Origin of the sequence: Pseudomonas oryzihabitans, assembly GCF_024652905.1 — a bacterium.
GTDB lineage: Bacteria > Pseudomonadota > Gammaproteobacteria > Pseudomonadales > Pseudomonadaceae > Chryseomonas > Chryseomonas benzopyrenica.
This window is the reverse complement of record NZ_CP102428.1, coordinates 465,392-481,780: the sequence shown is the minus strand read 5'-3', so window position 1 is coordinate 481,780 and position 16,389 is coordinate 465,392. Positions and strand designations below refer to the sequence as shown.

Sequence of the window (16,389 nt, the reverse complement as noted above, 5' to 3'; positions counted from 1 at the left end):
CGTGTCCGCGATAGGATCGTTAAACGGCGTCGCCGAGACGTTCGAGGCGATAGGCGCCGGACAGTACCCGCTGCCACCACTCACGATTGTTCAGGTACCAGGTTACGGTCTTGCGCATGCCGGTCTCGAAGGTCTCTTCCGGCGTCCAGCCCAGTTCGCGACCGATCTTGCTGGCGTCGATGGCGTATCTCATGTCGTGACCGGGACGGTCCTTGACGAAGGTGATCAGGTCGCGATAGCGCTCGACGCCTTCGGGCTTCTGCGGAGCCAGCTCTTCGAGCAGGTCGCAGATGGTCTCGACGACCTGCAGGTTGCGCTTCTCGTTGTGACCGCCAATGTTGTAGGTCTCACCGATCTCGCCCTGGGTCACCACGGTGTAAAGGGCACGGGCATGGTCTTCGACGAACAGCCAGTCACGCACCTGGGAGCCGTCGCCATAGACCGGCAGCGGCTTGCCGTGGATGGCATTGAGGATGACGTGGGGAATCAGCTTCTCGGGGAAGTGATAGGGACCGTAGTTGTTCGAGCAGTTGGTCACCAGCACCGGCAGACCGTAGGTCCGGCCCCAGGCACGCACCAGGTGGTCGCTGCCGGCCTTGCTGGCCGAATAGGGCGAGCTCGGCGCATAGGGGGTGGTCTCGGTGAAGAGGTCATCGGTACCGTGAAGGTCGCCGTAGACCTCGTCGGTGGAAATGTGGTGGAAACGGAAGGCGGCCTTGGCTTCCGGCGCCAACTCGTTCCAGTAGGCGCGGGTCACTTCCAGGATGACACCGGTGCCGACCACGTTGGTCTGGATGAAGGCGGCAGGGCCCTCGATGGAGCGGTCCACGTGGGACTCGGCAGCCAGGTGCATGACGACATCGGGCTGGAAGGACGCGAAGACCTGCTGCAGGGCGGCGAAGTCGCAGATGTCCACCTGGTGGAACTCGTAGCGGTCGGAGTCGGCGACTTCGGCCAGGGAGTCCACGTTACCGGCGTACGTCAGCTTGTCGACGTTGGCAACCTTGCATTGGGTTTCGTTGATAAGAAAACGTACCACGGCGGAACCAATGAAACCCGCGCCACCTGTTACCAGTACCTTCATCCTGAATCCTGCCTATATCGATTTGTACATCATCGCGCCCGGCGCTGCGGACGAGACATCGGAGGACGGCGCAGCCATCCCTGGCTCGGGTCACAGCCACAGCCATGCACCCAAAGACCTGAGTTAAACAGTGGCAGGAAAAGAAAGTTCAGCCTAGCGGTGGGAGGCTGCCGCTTCTGTGCTCGGCTTCAAATCCAGGCCGAGGGAAAGCGTGGACGGGATCACTCGATGGATCTCTTACCGTGCAGCCAGTCGACGATGTCGCCCTCTGGCGAATAGCCGGCAACGGTGTCGCGCAGCAGCTGCCGGACGCGAAGGTAATCACCCGCCTCGATCGCGCGATTGAGCTCGACGAGGGCGGTGCGAAAGGCATCCCAGGCCAGGAAATCTTCACTGGCGCGCATGATCTTCGGATGGGAGGTCGGACTGACATCGTCACCGATGAGCAACTCTTCATAGAGCTTTTCACCGGGCCGCAGCCCGGTGAACTCGATGGCGACATCGCCATGGGGATTGGTGGGCGAGCGTACGCTCAGGCCCGACAGCTTGATCATCTGCTCGGCCAGCTCGACGATGCGTACCGGCTCGCCCATGTCGAGCACGAAGACATCTCCCCCCTCGCCCATGGCGCCCGCCTGGATGACCAGTTGGGCGGCCTCGGTGATGGTCATGAAGAAGCGCGTGATCTTGGGATGGGTGACGGTGACCGGCCCGCCCTTGCGGATCTGTGTCCGGAACAGCGGGATGACCGAACCGGACGAACCTAGCACGTTGCCGAATCTCACCATGGTGAAGCGGGTGCGATTGACCTGGTGGATGCCGTCGGCCTGACCATGCAGCACAGGCGCCGCTTCACGGCTGAGCGCCTGCAGGATCATCTCGGCCAGGCGCTTGGTACTGCCCATGATGTTGGTAGGCCGTACCGCCTTGTCGGTGGAGATCAGCACGAAGCTGGTCACGCCGGCCTGGATGGCCGCCTGGGCGGCATTGAGGGTACCCAGGACGTTGTTGCCGAAACCCTCGGCGATGTTGTGCTCGACCATGGGCACGTGCTTGTAGGCGGCCGCGTGGTAAAGCGTGGCGACCTTCCAGTGTCGCATCACCTGCAGGAGCAGCGGCGCGTTGCGGATGGAACCCAGCACCGGCACCAGGGTGACCGGTAGGGCTTCGCGCTGGATATAGGCCTCCAGCTCGCGGTGGATGCTATAGAGATTGAATTCAGCATGGTCGAGCAGGATCAGGGTGCGTGGCTTCTGGCCGATGATCTGCCGGCACAGCTCGGAGCCGATGGAGCCCCCTGCCCCGGTCACCATGACCACCTGACCGGTGATGCAGCGCGCGAAGAGTTCGGGCCGGGGGGTAACGGGATCCCGACCCAGCAAATCGGCGATGTCGACCTCCTGGAGATCGTCTACCTGCACCTTGCCGCAGGCCAGGTCGCTGATCCGCGGCACGGTTCTAACGTGCAGCGGATAGGGTTCCAGCAGCCCAAGCACTTCGCGCCGGCGTGCACGCGTAGCGGACGGTATCGCCAAGAGGATCTCCTCGGCGCCCGTCTCGTCGATCATCTGCTGGATGTGTTTGGGAGTATAGACCTTGAGCCCGGCGATGATGCGATTGGCGATGCTCTTGTCATCGTCGATGAAAGCTACCGGACGCATGGCCCGGCCCATGCGCAGCGCCGCGACCAGTTGGTTGCCCGCCGAGCCGGCGCCGTAGATGGCGACACGGGGCAACTCGTCCGGCTGCTTGATGAAGGGCACGGTGATAGCGCGATACCAGTCGCCCAGGAAATACTGGCGCAGCGCGAGACGCAGGCCGCCGATCAGGATCAGGCTGACGATCCAGTAGTTGAAGATCATCGAACGCGGGACGATCTCGGGTAGATCGCGATACCAGTAAATGACTACCGATAGCAGCAGCGTCGACAACGTCACCGCCTTGGCGATGGCGATCAGAGCGTCGTTGCCTAGGTAGCGCATGACCGCGCGGTACATGCCGAAGCGGATGAACAGGGGAATGGCGATGGCCGGCGCAGTGATGAACAGCCAGGCATGCCCGCTGAAGGGCTCGATCATCTGCACGGAACCCAGGCGCAGATAGAAGGCCAACCAGAGCGAGAGCCAGATCAGCAACAGGTCGACCGCGACCTGAATGACTCGTTTTGTACGCCGGTTCAGCTTGACCAGATGGTCACGCAACATGTCAGTGTCCCTAATCCCTGAATCCGGTGGACTGCGCAGCCATGGCTACCTCATCGGTCCCAGCATGGTATCGAAGGGCCAGGCAAAGCAAAGGCCCATAGGCAAGCAAGAGCCCCAGTATGGCACTTAAAAGCCCCAGCCCCACCAGCAAAGCGATAGGCAGCAACCAGAACAGGTTGATGGCGAGCACCGCCAGGGTCACCGGGCGATGGGCCCCGTGCCGGCGCGACGCCCACTGGTAGGCGTGGGTGCGGTGGGCTTCGTAGGGCTTCTTGCCCCGGCTCAGCCGCCGCAACAGGGTCCAGGTCGCATCCACCACGAAGACGCCGAGCAGGATCAGCCAGGCCCAGAATAGCGCCAGGTCGGCCAGTGCCGCCTGCAACGACAGCATGCCGAGGATCAGACCGAGAAAACCACTGCCGACATCGCCCATGAAGATGCGCGCGGGCGGAAAATTCCAGCATAGGAAGCCACCCACGGCCGCCGCCAGCAGCAGCGGTGCGCCCAGCAAGGCGCCATGGCCGGTCACGGCATAGATCAGCGCCATGCCCAGACAGACGACGAGCGCCTCGACGCCGGCGATACCATCGATGCCGTCCATGAAGTTGTAGAGATTCAGCATCCAGACCAGATAGAGGACGCCAAGGGTCATCACCAGCCAGCCGGGCAGCCCCAGAACAGCAGACAGCTGCGCAGGAAGCGCGCCATAGCCGCCCAGCCACAGCAGGACAGCGACCGCCGCCAGGAAGTGACCCAGCAGACGCCAGCCGGCGCCCACGTGCCGATGATCGTCGACGAAGCCGAGCACCGCCACCAGCAATCCCGCACCGATCAGTACCCCGGAAGAAGCCGCATCGAGCTGTCCCAGCAACTGCAGGACGATACAGCCGAGCACGAACACCACGACGATTGCCAGACCGCCACCGCGCGGGGTCGGAACCTGGTGCGAACTGCGGGCATTGGGTTCATCCAGCAGGCCACCGGACAGGGCATAGCGGCGGAGCGCCGCCGTGCCTAGCCAGCTGCAGCCGCCGGCCAGGAGCAATAGGAGCAATAGGAGCAGCATCATTTCCGGCCCTCCGCACCGACCCGTTGCGCGCCCAGCGCACGCAAGGCGGCGCGTGCCGACAGCGGGGGCTGCCAGCCCAGCAAGGCCTTGGTGGGCTGGATGTCGACCTGCAGCGACCCACAGAGACGCTGCGCCACCGCACTCCGCCCCAGCAATCTGGCGCCCCATTCGAGCCAGGCAGACGGAACGGCGATCAGCCGGGGTTTCCGGCCCAGGCCTTCACCGAGGGCTTCGAGCAACTCGGCGGTGGAAAGATCGTCATCGTCGCTGACCAGCAGGATGGCACCTGCTGCCTTGGGCTCCGCGATGCACAGGATCAACAGGTCGAGCAGATTTTCCAATGCGAGCAGGCTACGCCTGTTGTGCCGAATGCCTCCCAAAGGAAGCGGCACTCCCCGCGCCAGGGTGTCCAGCAGGCGGGCCACATTGGCCTTTACCCCAAGCCCGTAGATCAGCGGTGGACGCACGATGACCACTTCCAGCCCGGTCTCGGCCATCAGCGCCAACAGCTGCTGTTCGGCAGCGGCCTTGGAACGCGCGTAGGCATCGGTGGGTGCGGGAAGATCGTCAGCGCGAAAGGGCTTGCCGGGAAGGGTCCAGTCACCATTGACCTTGATGCTGCTGACGAAGATGAAGCGACGGACGCCGGCAGCCTGGGCATCCCGGGCCAACTTGAGAGTTGCCGCCCGATTCACCTCGTCGTAGCGCGCCTCGCTGGCTGCGCCGGGCTGCTCGCCCAATTGGTGGACGCGGGCGGCGAGGTGGATGACGGTATCCACCCCTGTCAGAGGCGCGGACCAATCGGTAGCGGCGGACAACTCGCGAATCACCGGAGTGACCTTGCCGTCGTCGGAGGCAGCTGCCACCTGACGTTGCGCCGCGACCACCGAATAGCCCTTGGCCTGTAGTTGCCGGACCAGGGCCGCGCCAACGAAGCCCCCCGCCCCTGTCACCAGAATCTTGCGTTCCATCAAGGTGTTGCGCCGTGCAGTCAGCCAGGAAAGGGCGCTTATGGTAAGACATTGCCCCGCAGGGGCCTAGCGACGCAAAACGCAGGCATAAAAAAGCCCGCCGAACCTGAGCGCGGCGGGCCGAAAAAACTTAAGAACCTTAGAAGGTCTTGGCGGAAGTCTGGACTTCAACGGCCTGGAAGCGCGCGGCCGGCTGGGCGACATAGTGACGCGAGAAGCTCTCGACACGCTGAGCGGGCTGCAGGAACAGCGCAACCATCCAGCTACCGGCCAGAGCGGCTACTGCCAGGAAAGGGTGGCCGAAGTGCATGCTGGTGAAGCAGGCGGCGATACCGATCCAGATGAAAAGATAGTGGCGCATGACAACTTCCTCACTCGGCGTGGACTACGAGGTCACCCAAGACCTTATGTGAAGGAAGTCTCATACAAAAATCGGAACCCGTCTACAAAAATATCAAAACGTCTTGACTTTTTTTGTAAACGTCAAAATAACGATAAAGATCTTATCGATAACGCTTTTTTGACAGCTTTGAGGAAAGCAAAAAAGACAGGAAAATCAAAACTTTGGCGAGAGACGAAGAAAAGGCGGGAAACCAGCGACGGCTTTATGGCTCCAGCTCGTTGACCCTGTCCCTCAACTCCTTACCCGGCTTGAAGTGCGGAACGAACTTGCCGTCCAGCAAGACCGACTCGCCAGTCTTGGGATTGCGCCCGGTACGCGGAGCCCGATAGTGCAGAGAGAAGCTGCCGAAACCTCGGATCTCGATACGGTCCCCGGTGGAAAGCGCCTGGGCCATCTGCTCCAGCATGGTCTTGATCGCCAGCTCGACGTCCCTGGACGACAGCTGCCCCTGATAGGAAACGATGCGCTCGATCAACTCCGACTTGGTCATGGATTTTTCCTTCGTTATCAAGCGGCTAGATCACCTTCAAGGACTTTTAGCACGCTGGCCGATTTTTGAAAAGTCAAGCTGGCGGCTTTGGCCTCCACAACTTTTTACGGGTCGTGACCACCCTGCCCGCTTTCTTCCAGACAAAAAAAAGCGACCCCGAAGGGCCGCCTTTTATTCAAGCTCGAACTTAGTTCTGGCTTTCCATCTGCGCCTTGATCAGGTCGCCGATGGTGGTGGGGCCAGCAGCAGGCTCTTGCTTGCTACGCAGGGAGCTCATGGCTTCCTTCTCGTCGTCGACGTCCTTGGACTTGACGGAGAGGCTGATCACGCGGCTCTTGCGATCGATGCTGATGATCTTGGCTTCGACTTCGTCGCCTTCCTTCAGCACGTTACGGGCGTCTTCAACGCGATCACGGCTGATTTCGGACGCCTTCAAGACGCCTTCGATCTCGTTGCCCAGGGTGATGACAGCGCCCTTGGCATCGACTTCCTTGACGGTACCGCGCACGATGGTGCCTTTCTCGTTCAGGGAGGCGTAGTTGGAGAACGGATCGTCTTCCAGCTGCTTGATGCCCAGGGAGATGCGCTCGCGCTCCGGATCAACGGACAGGATCACAGTGTCCAGCTCGTCACCCTTCTTGAAGCGACGCACGGCTTCTTCGCCGGTTTCGTTCCAGGAGATGTCGGACAGGTGTACCAGGCCATCGATGCCGCCTTCCAGACCAATGAAGATACCGAAATCGGTGATCGACTTGATGGTGCCGGAGATGCGGTCGCCCTTGTTGAACTGACCCGAGAACTCTTCCCACGGGTTAGCGCGGCACTGCTTGATGCCCAGGGAGATACGACGACGCTCTTCGTCGATATCCAGAACCATGACTTCCACTTCGTCGCCGACCTGAACGACCTTGGACGGGTGGATGTTCTTGTTGGTCCAATCCATTTCGGACACGTGCACCAGGCCTTCCACGCCCTCTTCCAGCTCGGCGAAGCAGCCGTAGTCGGTGAGGTTGGTGACGCGCGCCTGAACGCGGGTGCCTTCCGGGTAACGGGCCTTGATGGCGACCCACGGATCTTCGCCCAGCTGCTTCAGACCCAGGGAGACGCGGTTGCGCTCGCGGTCGAACTTCAGCACCTTGACGTCGATCTCGTCGCCGACATTGACGATTTCCGACGGATGCTTGATACGCTTCCAGGCCATGTCGGTGATGTGCAGCAGGCCGTCTACGCCGCCCAGGTCGACGAACGCACCGTAGTCGGTGAGGTTCTTGACGATACCCTTGACTTGCTGGCCTTCCTGCAGGGATTCCAGCAGAGCTTCACGCTCGGCGCTGTTCTCGGCTTCCAGGACGCTACGACGGGAAACGACAACGTTGTTGCGCTTCTGGTCCAGCTTGATGACCTTGAACTCGAGTTCCTTGCCTTCCAGGTGAGTGGTGTCACGCACCGGACGGACATCGACCAGGGAGCCCGGCAGGAACGCGCGGATGCCGCTGACGTCGACGGTGAAACCGCCCTTGACCTTGCCGTTGATGACACCCTTGACCACTTCGTCGGCGCTGAACGCGGCTTCCAGGACCAGCCAGGACTCGGCGCGCTTGGCCTTTTCGCGAGACACTTTGGTTTCGCCGAAACCGTCTTCGACGGCATCCAGGGCTACGTGGACTTCGTCACCCACGTTGATGGTCAGCTCGCCTTGTTCGTTGTAGAACTGCTCGAGCGGAACCAGGCCTTCGGATTTCAGGCCGGTATCGACCACAACCCAGTCGCCATCGATCGACACCACGGTGCCGACGATGATGGCGCCCGGCTGCATGTCGAGGGATTTCAGACTTTCTTCAAAGAGTTCTGCGAAGCTTTCGCTCATGTTCATACCTGTTGTATGGATACCCGATGTATCCGGCTACCGCATGACCAGCCCATGCGGGGTGAGTGGTTACCATCCGGCTGCCAGGATGCGACTGGTTCCCGGCAGCTTTCACCGACGACTCGGATGAGTCTCGGCCTTCATCCCGCCAGGTCGCGTTCGGCGGCCAGGGTCAGGATGCGTTCCAATACCTGTTGTATGGAGAGATGCGTGGAATCCAGCTCGACGGCATCGTCGGCCGGCTTGAGCGGAGCAACGCTACGCTGACTATCGCGGGCGTCCCGCTCACGGATCTCTTCCAGGAGGGCAGGCAAGCTAACATTTTCGCCCTTCTGCTTCAACTGAAGATAACGCCTCTGTGCCCGTTCCTCGGCACCGGCGGTCAGAAAGATCTTCAGCTCGGCGTCCGGGAACACCACGGTGCCCATGTCGCGACCGTCGGCCACCAGACCGGGCGCTTCGCGGAACGCCTGCTGGCGCTGCAGCAGGGCATCGCGCACGGCCGGCAGGGTGGCGACCTGGGAGGCACCGGCGCCGACTTCCTCGGTCCGGATGACGTCGGTGACGTCCTCGCCTTCGAGAATGATGCGCTGGCCGTGTTCATGGCCGGCGAGGAACTGGACGTCTAGATGGGCCGCCAGCAGCTTGAGCGACTCCTCGTTGGTGTAATCCACGCCATGGTTGCGCGCAGCGAAGGCCAGCAGGCGATAGAGCGCGCCGGAATCCAGCAGATTCCAGCCGAGCTGCCGGGCGACCAGCGCCGCGAGGGTGCCTTTCCCCGAACCGCCGGGACCATCGAGGGTGATGACGGGTGCGGTACTGCTCATGAGTGCCCCTCCGTAAGAGAATGATGGGCGGCGACCTGGGCGCCAGCCTGGGTACGACTGGCGAGGATGCGCCCGAAGTATTCGCGCGCGCCGCGCGCATGGGTCAGCACCTCCATGAGGAACTGACCATCGCCGGCCTGGATGGCGCCGCGCAGTTCGTCGAGATCGGTGCGATAGGTGTCCAGCGCCTGCAGCACGGCTTCGCGATTGGCGATGAAGATGTCGTGCCACATGGTCGGATCGCTGCCGGCGATACGGGTGAAATCGCGAAAGCCACCAGCGGCGTAGTGGAAGATTTCGTGGTTCTCGCTGCGCTTGGCCAGGGAGTCCACCAGATTGAAGGCCAGCAGATGGGGCAGATGGCTGGTGGCGGCGAGAACCTGGTCGTGGTGCTCGACGGTCATGTGCTCGACATCGGCCCCTATGGCGTGCCAGAGCCGATCAACCTTGTCCAGATCGGTCGGCAGGGTTTCTTCCAGCGGCGTCAGGATGACCTTGTGGCGATTGAACAGTGCCGCATTGGCCGCCGTGACGCCACTGCGCTCGGAGCCGGCGATGGGATGACCCGGCACGAAGCGCAGCGACTGGCCGGCGAAGGCCCGCCGCGCAGCGCGTACCACATTGCCCTTGGCACTGCCGACGTCGGTGAGGATGGCGCCCTGCAGTGGCAGGGCCGCAAGATCGGCCAGCACCCGCTCCATGGCGAGAATCGGTACGGCGAGCTGGATGACGTCGGCACCCGGGCAGGCCTCGGCCAGCTCGGCGACGCAGCGGTCGACGACGCCCAGTTCGACCGCCAGCCGGCGAGTCTCCAGATCCCGGTCGACCCCGACCACCTCACGGCAGAGGCCGCTGGCGCGGGCGCCCTTGGCGAAGGAGCCGCCGATCAGGCCCAGGCCGACAACGACGAGACGTTCGATCAGGGGGGTGGCCACTTCAGCCACGACCCAGGACCTTGCTCAGCGCCGCCAGGAAACGGGCATTTTCCGCTTCGGTGCCGATGGAGACGCGCAGGAAGGTGGGCATGCCATAGCCGGCGACGGGCCGCACGATGACGCCCTCCTGCAGCAGCCCCTGGTTGATCGGCGCAGCCTCGCGCCCCAGGTCCACGGCAATGAAATTGCCACGGGAGGGAATCCACTTGAGGTCGAGATCGCGGAAACCGGCTTCCAACTGGGCCATGCCGGCATCGTTGAGGGCGCGGCTGCGGGCCAGGTAATCGCTATCGGCCAAAGCCGCACAGGCCGCCGCCTGGGCCAGGCTGTTGACATTGAACGGCTGGCGCACCCGGTTGAGGACATCGGCCACGGTTGGCGAGGAGAAGGCATAGCCGACGCGCAGGGCAGCCAGGCCATAGGCCTTGGAAAAGGTCCGCGAGACGATGAGGTTGGGGTACTGGGCCAGGAACGCCAGGCCGTCTGGCAGTTCATCACCTTCGGCGTATTCGATGTAGGCCTCGTCCAGTACCACCAGGACGTGCTCGGGCACACGGGCGAGGAAGCGCGCCAGGGCCTCGCTGTCGAACCAGGTGCCGGTGGGATTGTTGGGGTTGGCGACAAAGACCACCCGGGTGTCGGCATCGATGGCGGCGAGCATGGCCTCGAGGTCATGCCCGTAGTCCTTGGCTGGGACGCTGCGGCCTTCCGCACCGATGGCCAGGGTCACCAGGGGATAGACGGCGAAGGCATGCTCGCTGAACACGGCGTTGTAGCCGGGTGCCAGGTAGGCGCGGGCGACCAGTTCGAGGATGTCGTTGGAGCCGTTGCCCAGGGTGATGCCAGTGGCGGCCACGCCGAAACGCTCGCTCAGGGCCTGCTTGAGGTCGAAGGCGTTGCCATCGGGATAGCGGGTCAGCTCGGCCAGTTCGGCGCGGATGGCGTCGAGGGCCTTGGCGCTGGGCCCGAGAGGGTTCTCGTTGCTGGCGAGCTTGACGATGCTGGCCGGCGCCATACCCAGCTCGCGGGCCAGTTCATCGACGGGCTTGCCGGGCACGTAGGGCGAAAGTTTCTGTACGCCGGGAAGGGCTTGTGCCAGGAAATCGCAGCTCATGGAGACCTCTTCAACTTGCGATGACGACGGTCGGGCCGCCGAAAATGGGCGCCATCTTAAAGCCAAGGCGGGTCGCGGACCAATCGAAGTTGCGCCTGCGCGACGGAAAGCCCCTCACTGATGGCGCTGTAACGACCCGGTCACGGGTTGATCGTCAGGGCCAGATCGAGGATCGCGCGCCGGTCGGCAATCCGGCCTGGCGATGGAGATTGACCGCCAGGGCGATCATCCGCGTCGCGTTGAGCAAGGCCAGCACGTGTTCCGGCACAGTGTGCCGCTGGGAGGTCATGGGTCCGTCCTGGCGCAAGCGAGAGGCCGACCCCAGGGCGGGTCGGCCGGAAGCCGGTTAGCCGAGTTCGGCCAGCAGCTTCTCCCACTCCTTGGTTTCCTTCTTGGAAGGCGCACCCAGCAACTCGACCGCCTGGCGCAGGCGGAAGCGGGTGAGGTCCGGCCCGAGGATTTCCATGGCATCCAGCACCGAGACCGAACTGGCCTGGCCGGTGATGGCGGCGAACAGCAGCGGCATGACATCGCGCAGCTTGAGCTGCTGGTGCTCGGCGACGGCCTGGATCACCGCGGTGATGCGCTCCTTGTCCCACTGGCGCAGGGCTTCGAGCTTCCACAGCAGCAGCTGCATGACCAGGCGGACCTGGTCGGCGGACAGCTTCTTGTGCTGGAACAGCGCCGGCTCCAGATTCAGGGCGCCGCTGAAGAAGAAGCCGGCCAGCGGGGCGATCTGGCTGAAGGTCTCGACGCGCTGCTGCACCAGGGGGGCGATCTTGAGCAGGTACTCGGGATTGAGCGCCCACTGCTGCACCTCGGCGGCGAAGCGCTCGGGGCTCAGCTCGCGCAGCCACTGGCCGTTGAGCCAGGAGAGCTTCTCGACGTCGAAGATCGGACCGCCGAGAGACACGCGCTGGAGGTCGAAATGCTCGACCATCTCGTCCAGGGTGAATTTCTCGCGCTCGTCGGGCATGGACCAGCCCATGCGGCCGAGGTAGTTGAGCATGGCCTCGGGCAGGTAGCCCATGCGCTGGTAGAAGGTCACCGAGGTGGGATTCTTGCGCTTGGAGAGCTTGCTCTTGTCCGGGTTGCGCAGCAGTGGCATGTAGCAGAGCTGCGGCTGCTCCCAGCCGAAGTATTCATAGAGCTTGATCAGCTTGGGCGCCGAGGGCAGCCACTCTTCGCCGCGCAGGACGTGGGTGATGCCCATCAAGTGGTCGTCGACCACGTTGGCCAGGAAATAGGTGGGCAGGCCGTCGGCCTTCATCAGCACCTGCATGTCCATGCGATCCCAGGGGATCTCGACATCACCGCGCAGCAGGTCGGGGACGACGCAGACGCCCTCCTCCGGCACCTTCATGCGGATCACATAGGGCTGGCCGGCATCCAGGCGCTGTTGCACCTCGTCCTGGCTCAGGCGCAGGCCGCGACCGTCGTAGCGCGGGGTCTCGCCGCGCGCCTGCTGCTCGGCACGCATCTGGTCGAGTTCTTCGGGCGTGGCGAAGCAGTAGAAGGCATGGCCCTTCTCCACCAGCTCACGAGCGTACTTCCAGTAGATCTCGCTGCGTTCGCTCTGCCGATAGGGGCCATGGGGGCCACCGACGTCCGGGCCCTCGTCCCACTCGATGCCCAGCCAGCGCAGGGCATCGTAGATCTGCTGTTCGGATTCGCGGGTCGAACGGACCTGGTCGGTATCCTCGATGCGCAGAATGAACTGCCCCCCGTGCTGACGGGCGAAGCAGAGGTTGAACAGGGCGATATAGGCGGTACCGACATGCGGGTCGCCGGTGGGCGACGGCGCGATGCGCGTGCGAACGGTGGTCATCGGCTTTCTCGAAAAACGCGAAGGGACAAAGGCGGAATGGTAGCAGCGCCGGGGTCGGCGCTGCCAGTTGGAGCAGGCTTACACCTGGACCAGGCGCTCGCGCAGCGCCTGGATCTCGTCACGCAGCTGGGCAGCGGACTCGAACTGCAGGTCGCGCGCCAGTTGCAGCATCTTTTCTTCGAGCTGACGGATGCGCTTGCCGATCTCGCTCGGCGAGCGCAGTTCGGCGGCGTACTCACCCTGATCCTCGGCGGCCTTGGCCACGCGACGCTTGCCCTTGGCACCCGGGGCCGCAGCGCCTTCCATGATGTCGCGAATGTCCTTCTTGATGCCCTGGGGCACGATGCCGTGCTCTTCGTTGAAGGCCAGCTGCTTGTTGCGCCGGCGTTCGGTCTCGTCGATGGCCCGCTGCATGGAGCCGGTCATGTTGTCGGCATAGAGGATGGCCTTGCCGTTGAGGTTACGTGCCGCCCGGCCGATGGTCTGGATCAGCGAGCGCTCGGAACGCAGGAAGCCTTCCTTGTCGGCGTCGAGCACCGCCACCAGGGAGACCTCGGGCATGTCCAGGCCTTCGCGCAAGAGGTTGATGCCCACCAGGACGTCGAAGGTGCCCAGGCGCAGGTCGCGGATGATTTCCACCCGCTCCACGGTGTCGATGTCCGAGTGCAGGTAGCGCACCCGTACGTCGTGGTCGGCCAGGTAGTCGGTGAGGTCCTCGGCCATGCGCTTGGTCAGGGTGGTGCAGAGCACCCGCTCTTCCTGGGCCACGCGCAGGCGGATCTCGGAGAGCAGATCGTCCACCTGGGTGGTGGCCGGGCGGATCTCGATGATGGGGTCGACCAGGCCGGTAGGTCGCACCACCTGCTCGACCACGCGGCCGGCGTGTTCTTCCTCATAGGGACCGGGGGTCGCCGAGACGAAGATGGTCTGGGGCGCGCCGGCTTCCCATTCCTCGAACTTGAGCGGCCGGTTGTCCAGCGCCGAGGGCAGGCGGAAGCCGTATTCCACCAGGGTTTCCTTGCGCGAGCGGTCGCCCTTGAACATGGCGCCGATCTGCGGAACGGTGACGTGGGATTCGTCGATTACCAGCAGGGCATTGCTCGGCAGATAGTCATAGAGGGTGGGGGGCGGCTCGCCCGGACCACGCCCGGACAGGTAGCGGCTGTAGTTCTCGATGCCGTTGCAATAGCCCAGTTCGAGGATCATCTCCAGGTCGAAGCGAGTGCGCTGCTCCAGCCGCTGGGCTTCGAGCAGACGATTCTGGCTGCGCAGCCATTCGAGGCGGTCGGCGAGCTCCAGCTTGATGTTCTCGATGGCGCCCAGCAGGGTTTCGCGCGGCGTGGCGTAGTGGGTCTTGGGATAGAAGGTGAAGCGCGGCAACTTGCGGATCACTTCGCCGGTCAGCGGATCGAAGGCCGACAGACTCTCCACCTCGTCGTCGAACAGCTCGATGCGCACCGCTTCCAGATCGGATTCCGCGGGGAAGATGTCGATGACGTCGCCGCGTACCCGGAAGGTGGCGCGGGCGAATTCCATGTCGTTGCGGCTGTACTGCAACTCGGCCAGCCGGCGCAGGATGGTGCGCTGGTCGATGCGGTCGCCGCGATCCAGGTGCAAGACCATCTTCAGGTAGGCCTCGGGACTGCCCAGGCCGTAGATGGAAGATACCGAGGCGACGATGATGGCGTCCTTGCGCTCCAGCAGTGCCTTGGTGGCGGACAGGCGCATCTGCTCGATGTGGTCGTTGATGGACGAGTCCTTCTCGATGAAGGTGTCTGACGAGGGCACATAGGCTTCCGGCTGGTAGTAGTCGTAGTAGGAGACGAAGTACTCCACCGAGTTGTTCGGGAAGAAGGCCTTGAATTCGCCATAGAGCTGCGCGGCCAGGGTCTTGTTCGGCGCCAGCACCATGGTCGGGCGCTGCACCTGGGCGATGACGTTGGCGATGCTGAAGGTCTTGCCCGAGCCGGTCACGCCGAGCAGGGTCTGATGCGACAGGCCCGCCTCCAGGCCTTCCACCATCTGGCGAATGGCTTCGGGCTGGTCGCCGGCCGGGGTGTAGCGGGTGGAAAGCTGGAATGCGGACATGGCTGCCTCAGTAGCGCGGAAATGCACGGACACCACCGCGCTGACGCAAGGCCAGGGCGGTGTGGACGAGGAAAAAGCTGGAAGCCCCTAGATGAGGTCGCATGCACCCCTTTGCAATCCGCCCGCGGCGCCGCACGTCAGGAAATCTCCTGCCGAGGTCGGGTCGCGATGGGGCCTACAGGGGGCTATACTCCTGGTTCCTAAGCGTTCCGCCCTTCCCTTCACCCCTCATTCGAGCCCCTGCCCCATGAGTTTGTTCTCCGCCGTCGAAATGGCACCCCGCGACCCCATCCTTGGCCTGAACGAGGCCTATAACGCCGACGCCCGTCCGCACAAGGTCAATCTGGGCGTGGGGGTCTACTACGACGAGCAGGGCCGCATTCCGCTGCTGCGCGCCGTGGCCGAGGCCGAGCGCCAGCGCGTGGCCGCTCAGGCGCCGCGTGGCTACCTGCCCATCGAGGGCATCGCCGCCTACGACCAGGCCGTGCAGCACCTGCTGTTCGGCGCCGAGTCGAGCCTGGTGCGCGAAGGTCGCGCCATCACCGTACAGGCCGTCGGCGGCACCGGTGCGCTGAAGATAGGCGCAGACTTCCTCAAGCGGCTGCTGCCGGATGCCGTGGTCGCCATCAGTGACCCGAGCTGGGAAAACCATCGGGCGCTGTTCGAGGGCGCTGGCTTTCCCGTGCAGAACTATCGCTATTACGACGCCGCCAGCAATGGCATGAACCGCGCCGGCTTCCTGGCCGATCTCCAGGCATTGCCGGAGCGCTCGGTGGTAGTGCTGCACGCCTGCTGCCACAACCCCACCGGCGTGGATCTGCAACCGGCCGACTGGCAGGCGGTGCTGGACGTGGTCAAGGCGCGTAACCTGGTGCCCTTCCTCGACATCGCCTACCAGGGCTTTGGCGACGGCATCGAGGAAGACGCCCAGGCCGTACGCCTGTTCGCTGATTCCGGTCTGACCTTCCTGGTCTCCAGCTCCTTCTCCAAGTCCTTCTCGCTGTACGGCGAGCGCGTCGGCGCCCTGACCCTGGTCAGCGAAAGCCGCGAGGAAAGCGCCCGGGTGCTGTCTCAGATCAAACGGGTCATCCGCACCAACTACTCCAACCCGCCGACCCATGGCGCCACCATCGTCGCCAGCGTGCTGAGCAATCCCGAGCTGCGCGCCCTGTGGGAAGCCGAGCTGGGGGAAATGCGCCAGCGCATTCGCACCATGCGCAACGCCCTGGTGGAAGGCTTGGCCGCGGCTGGCGCTACCCGCGACTTCGCCTTCGTCAACGCCCAGCGCGGCATGTTCTCCTACTCCGGCCTCACCGCCGAGCAGGTCGAGCGGCTGAAGAGCGAATTCGGCATCTATGCGGTCAGTACCGGACGCATCTGCGTGGCCGCGTTGAACGAGCGCAATCTGCCGCCCACCATCCAGGCCATCGCCGCGGTATTGCAGGGCTGACGACGGGCGTTCGGCGGACCGTTTTTCTGGTGCCGCTGAGGCTTGACTTCCCGTTATCT

At 63.7% G+C, this 16,389-nt stretch carries 13 protein-coding genes and 1 pseudogene; 1 reads left to right on the top strand and 13 read right to left on the bottom strand.

Translation table 11 applies throughout. From position 1 onward, the window contains the following. Positions 1–19: 19 nt before the first annotated feature. From rfbB to uvrB, 13 genes and pseudogenes are all read right to left on the bottom strand, one after another. On the bottom strand, positions 20–1,084 hold the full coding sequence (gene rfbB / locus NRG74_RS02225; RefSeq protein WP_064308332.1) for a dTDP-glucose 4,6-dehydratase: 1,065 nt from the start codon (positions 1,082–1,084) through the stop codon (positions 20–22). Positions 1,085–1,305: 221 nt separating this feature from the next. Continuing rightward, positions 1,306–3,288, bottom strand: coding sequence for a polysaccharide biosynthesis protein (locus NRG74_RS02220; RefSeq protein WP_017642063.1), 1,983 nt, complete (start codon positions 3,286–3,288; stop codon positions 1,306–1,308). Positions 3,289–3,298: 10 nt separating this feature from the next. After that, a complete protein-coding gene (locus NRG74_RS02215; protein ID WP_082900443.1) occupies positions 3,299–4,357 on the bottom strand; it encodes an MraY family glycosyltransferase in 1,059 nt (352 codons plus the stop codon). Continuing rightward, complete coding sequence (locus tag NRG74_RS02210) at positions 4,354–5,328, bottom strand: NAD-dependent epimerase/dehydratase family protein (protein WP_017642061.1); 975 nt, start codon at positions 5,326–5,328, stop codon at positions 4,354–4,356. The genes NRG74_RS02215 and NRG74_RS02210 overlap by 4 nt, the downstream gene beginning before the upstream one ends. A 139-nt stretch (positions 5,329–5,467) precedes the next feature. Then, on the bottom strand, positions 5,468–5,689 hold the full coding sequence (locus NRG74_RS02205; protein ID WP_017642060.1) for a hypothetical protein: 222 nt from the start codon (positions 5,687–5,689) through the stop codon (positions 5,468–5,470). Between the two features lie 244 nt (positions 5,690–5,933). Then, complete coding sequence (ihfB, locus tag NRG74_RS02200) at positions 5,934–6,221, bottom strand: integration host factor subunit beta (protein ID WP_007160396.1); 288 nt, start codon at positions 6,219–6,221, stop codon at positions 5,934–5,936. 187 nt (positions 6,222–6,408) lie between these two features. Further along, positions 6,409–8,088, bottom strand: a complete 1,680-nt coding sequence (rpsA, locus tag NRG74_RS02195; protein WP_059315566.1) for a 30S ribosomal protein S1 — start codon at positions 8,086–8,088, stop codon at positions 6,409–6,411. A 140-nt stretch (positions 8,089–8,228) separates the two neighbouring features. Next, positions 8,229–8,915 carry a (d)CMP kinase gene (cmk, locus tag NRG74_RS02190; protein WP_007160398.1) on the bottom strand — a complete coding sequence of 229 codons (687 nt, stop codon included), beginning with the start codon at positions 8,913–8,915 and terminating at the stop codon, positions 8,229–8,231. 20 nt (positions 8,916–8,935) lie between these two features. Next, positions 8,936–9,859, bottom strand: a pseudogene (locus NRG74_RS02185) (prephenate dehydrogenase/arogenate dehydrogenase family protein); the annotation flags it as partial. Further along, a complete protein-coding gene (gene hisC / locus NRG74_RS02180) occupies positions 9,852–10,964 on the bottom strand; it encodes a histidinol-phosphate transaminase (RefSeq protein WP_064308335.1) in 1,113 nt (370 codons plus the stop codon). The pseudogene NRG74_RS02185 and the gene hisC, both read right to left, overlap by 8 nt. Positions 10,965–11,118: 154 nt before the next feature. After that, positions 11,119–11,253: a hypothetical protein gene (locus NRG74_RS02175; RefSeq protein ID WP_257705637.1), complete on the bottom strand. Its 135-nt coding sequence runs from the start codon at positions 11,251–11,253 to the stop codon at positions 11,119–11,121. A gap of 57 nt (positions 11,254–11,310) precedes the next feature. Then, positions 11,311–12,792 (bottom strand): glutamate--tRNA ligase, encoded by a 1,482-nt coding sequence (gene gltX / locus NRG74_RS02170; RefSeq protein ID WP_257705636.1) that lies wholly within the window; start codon positions 12,790–12,792, stop codon positions 11,311–11,313. A gap of 78 nt (positions 12,793–12,870) precedes the next feature. After that, positions 12,871–14,880: an excinuclease ABC subunit UvrB gene (gene uvrB, locus NRG74_RS02165; protein WP_093254813.1), complete on the bottom strand. Its 2,010-nt coding sequence runs from the start codon at positions 14,878–14,880 to the stop codon at positions 12,871–12,873. 247 nt (positions 14,881–15,127) lie between these two features. On the opposite strand from uvrB, the gene NRG74_RS02160 reads away from it, so the two are divergent. Next, positions 15,128–16,330, top strand: coding sequence for an amino acid aminotransferase (locus NRG74_RS02160; protein ID WP_257705635.1), 1,203 nt, complete (start codon positions 15,128–15,130; stop codon positions 16,328–16,330). Positions 16,331–16,389: the final 59 nt, after the last annotated feature.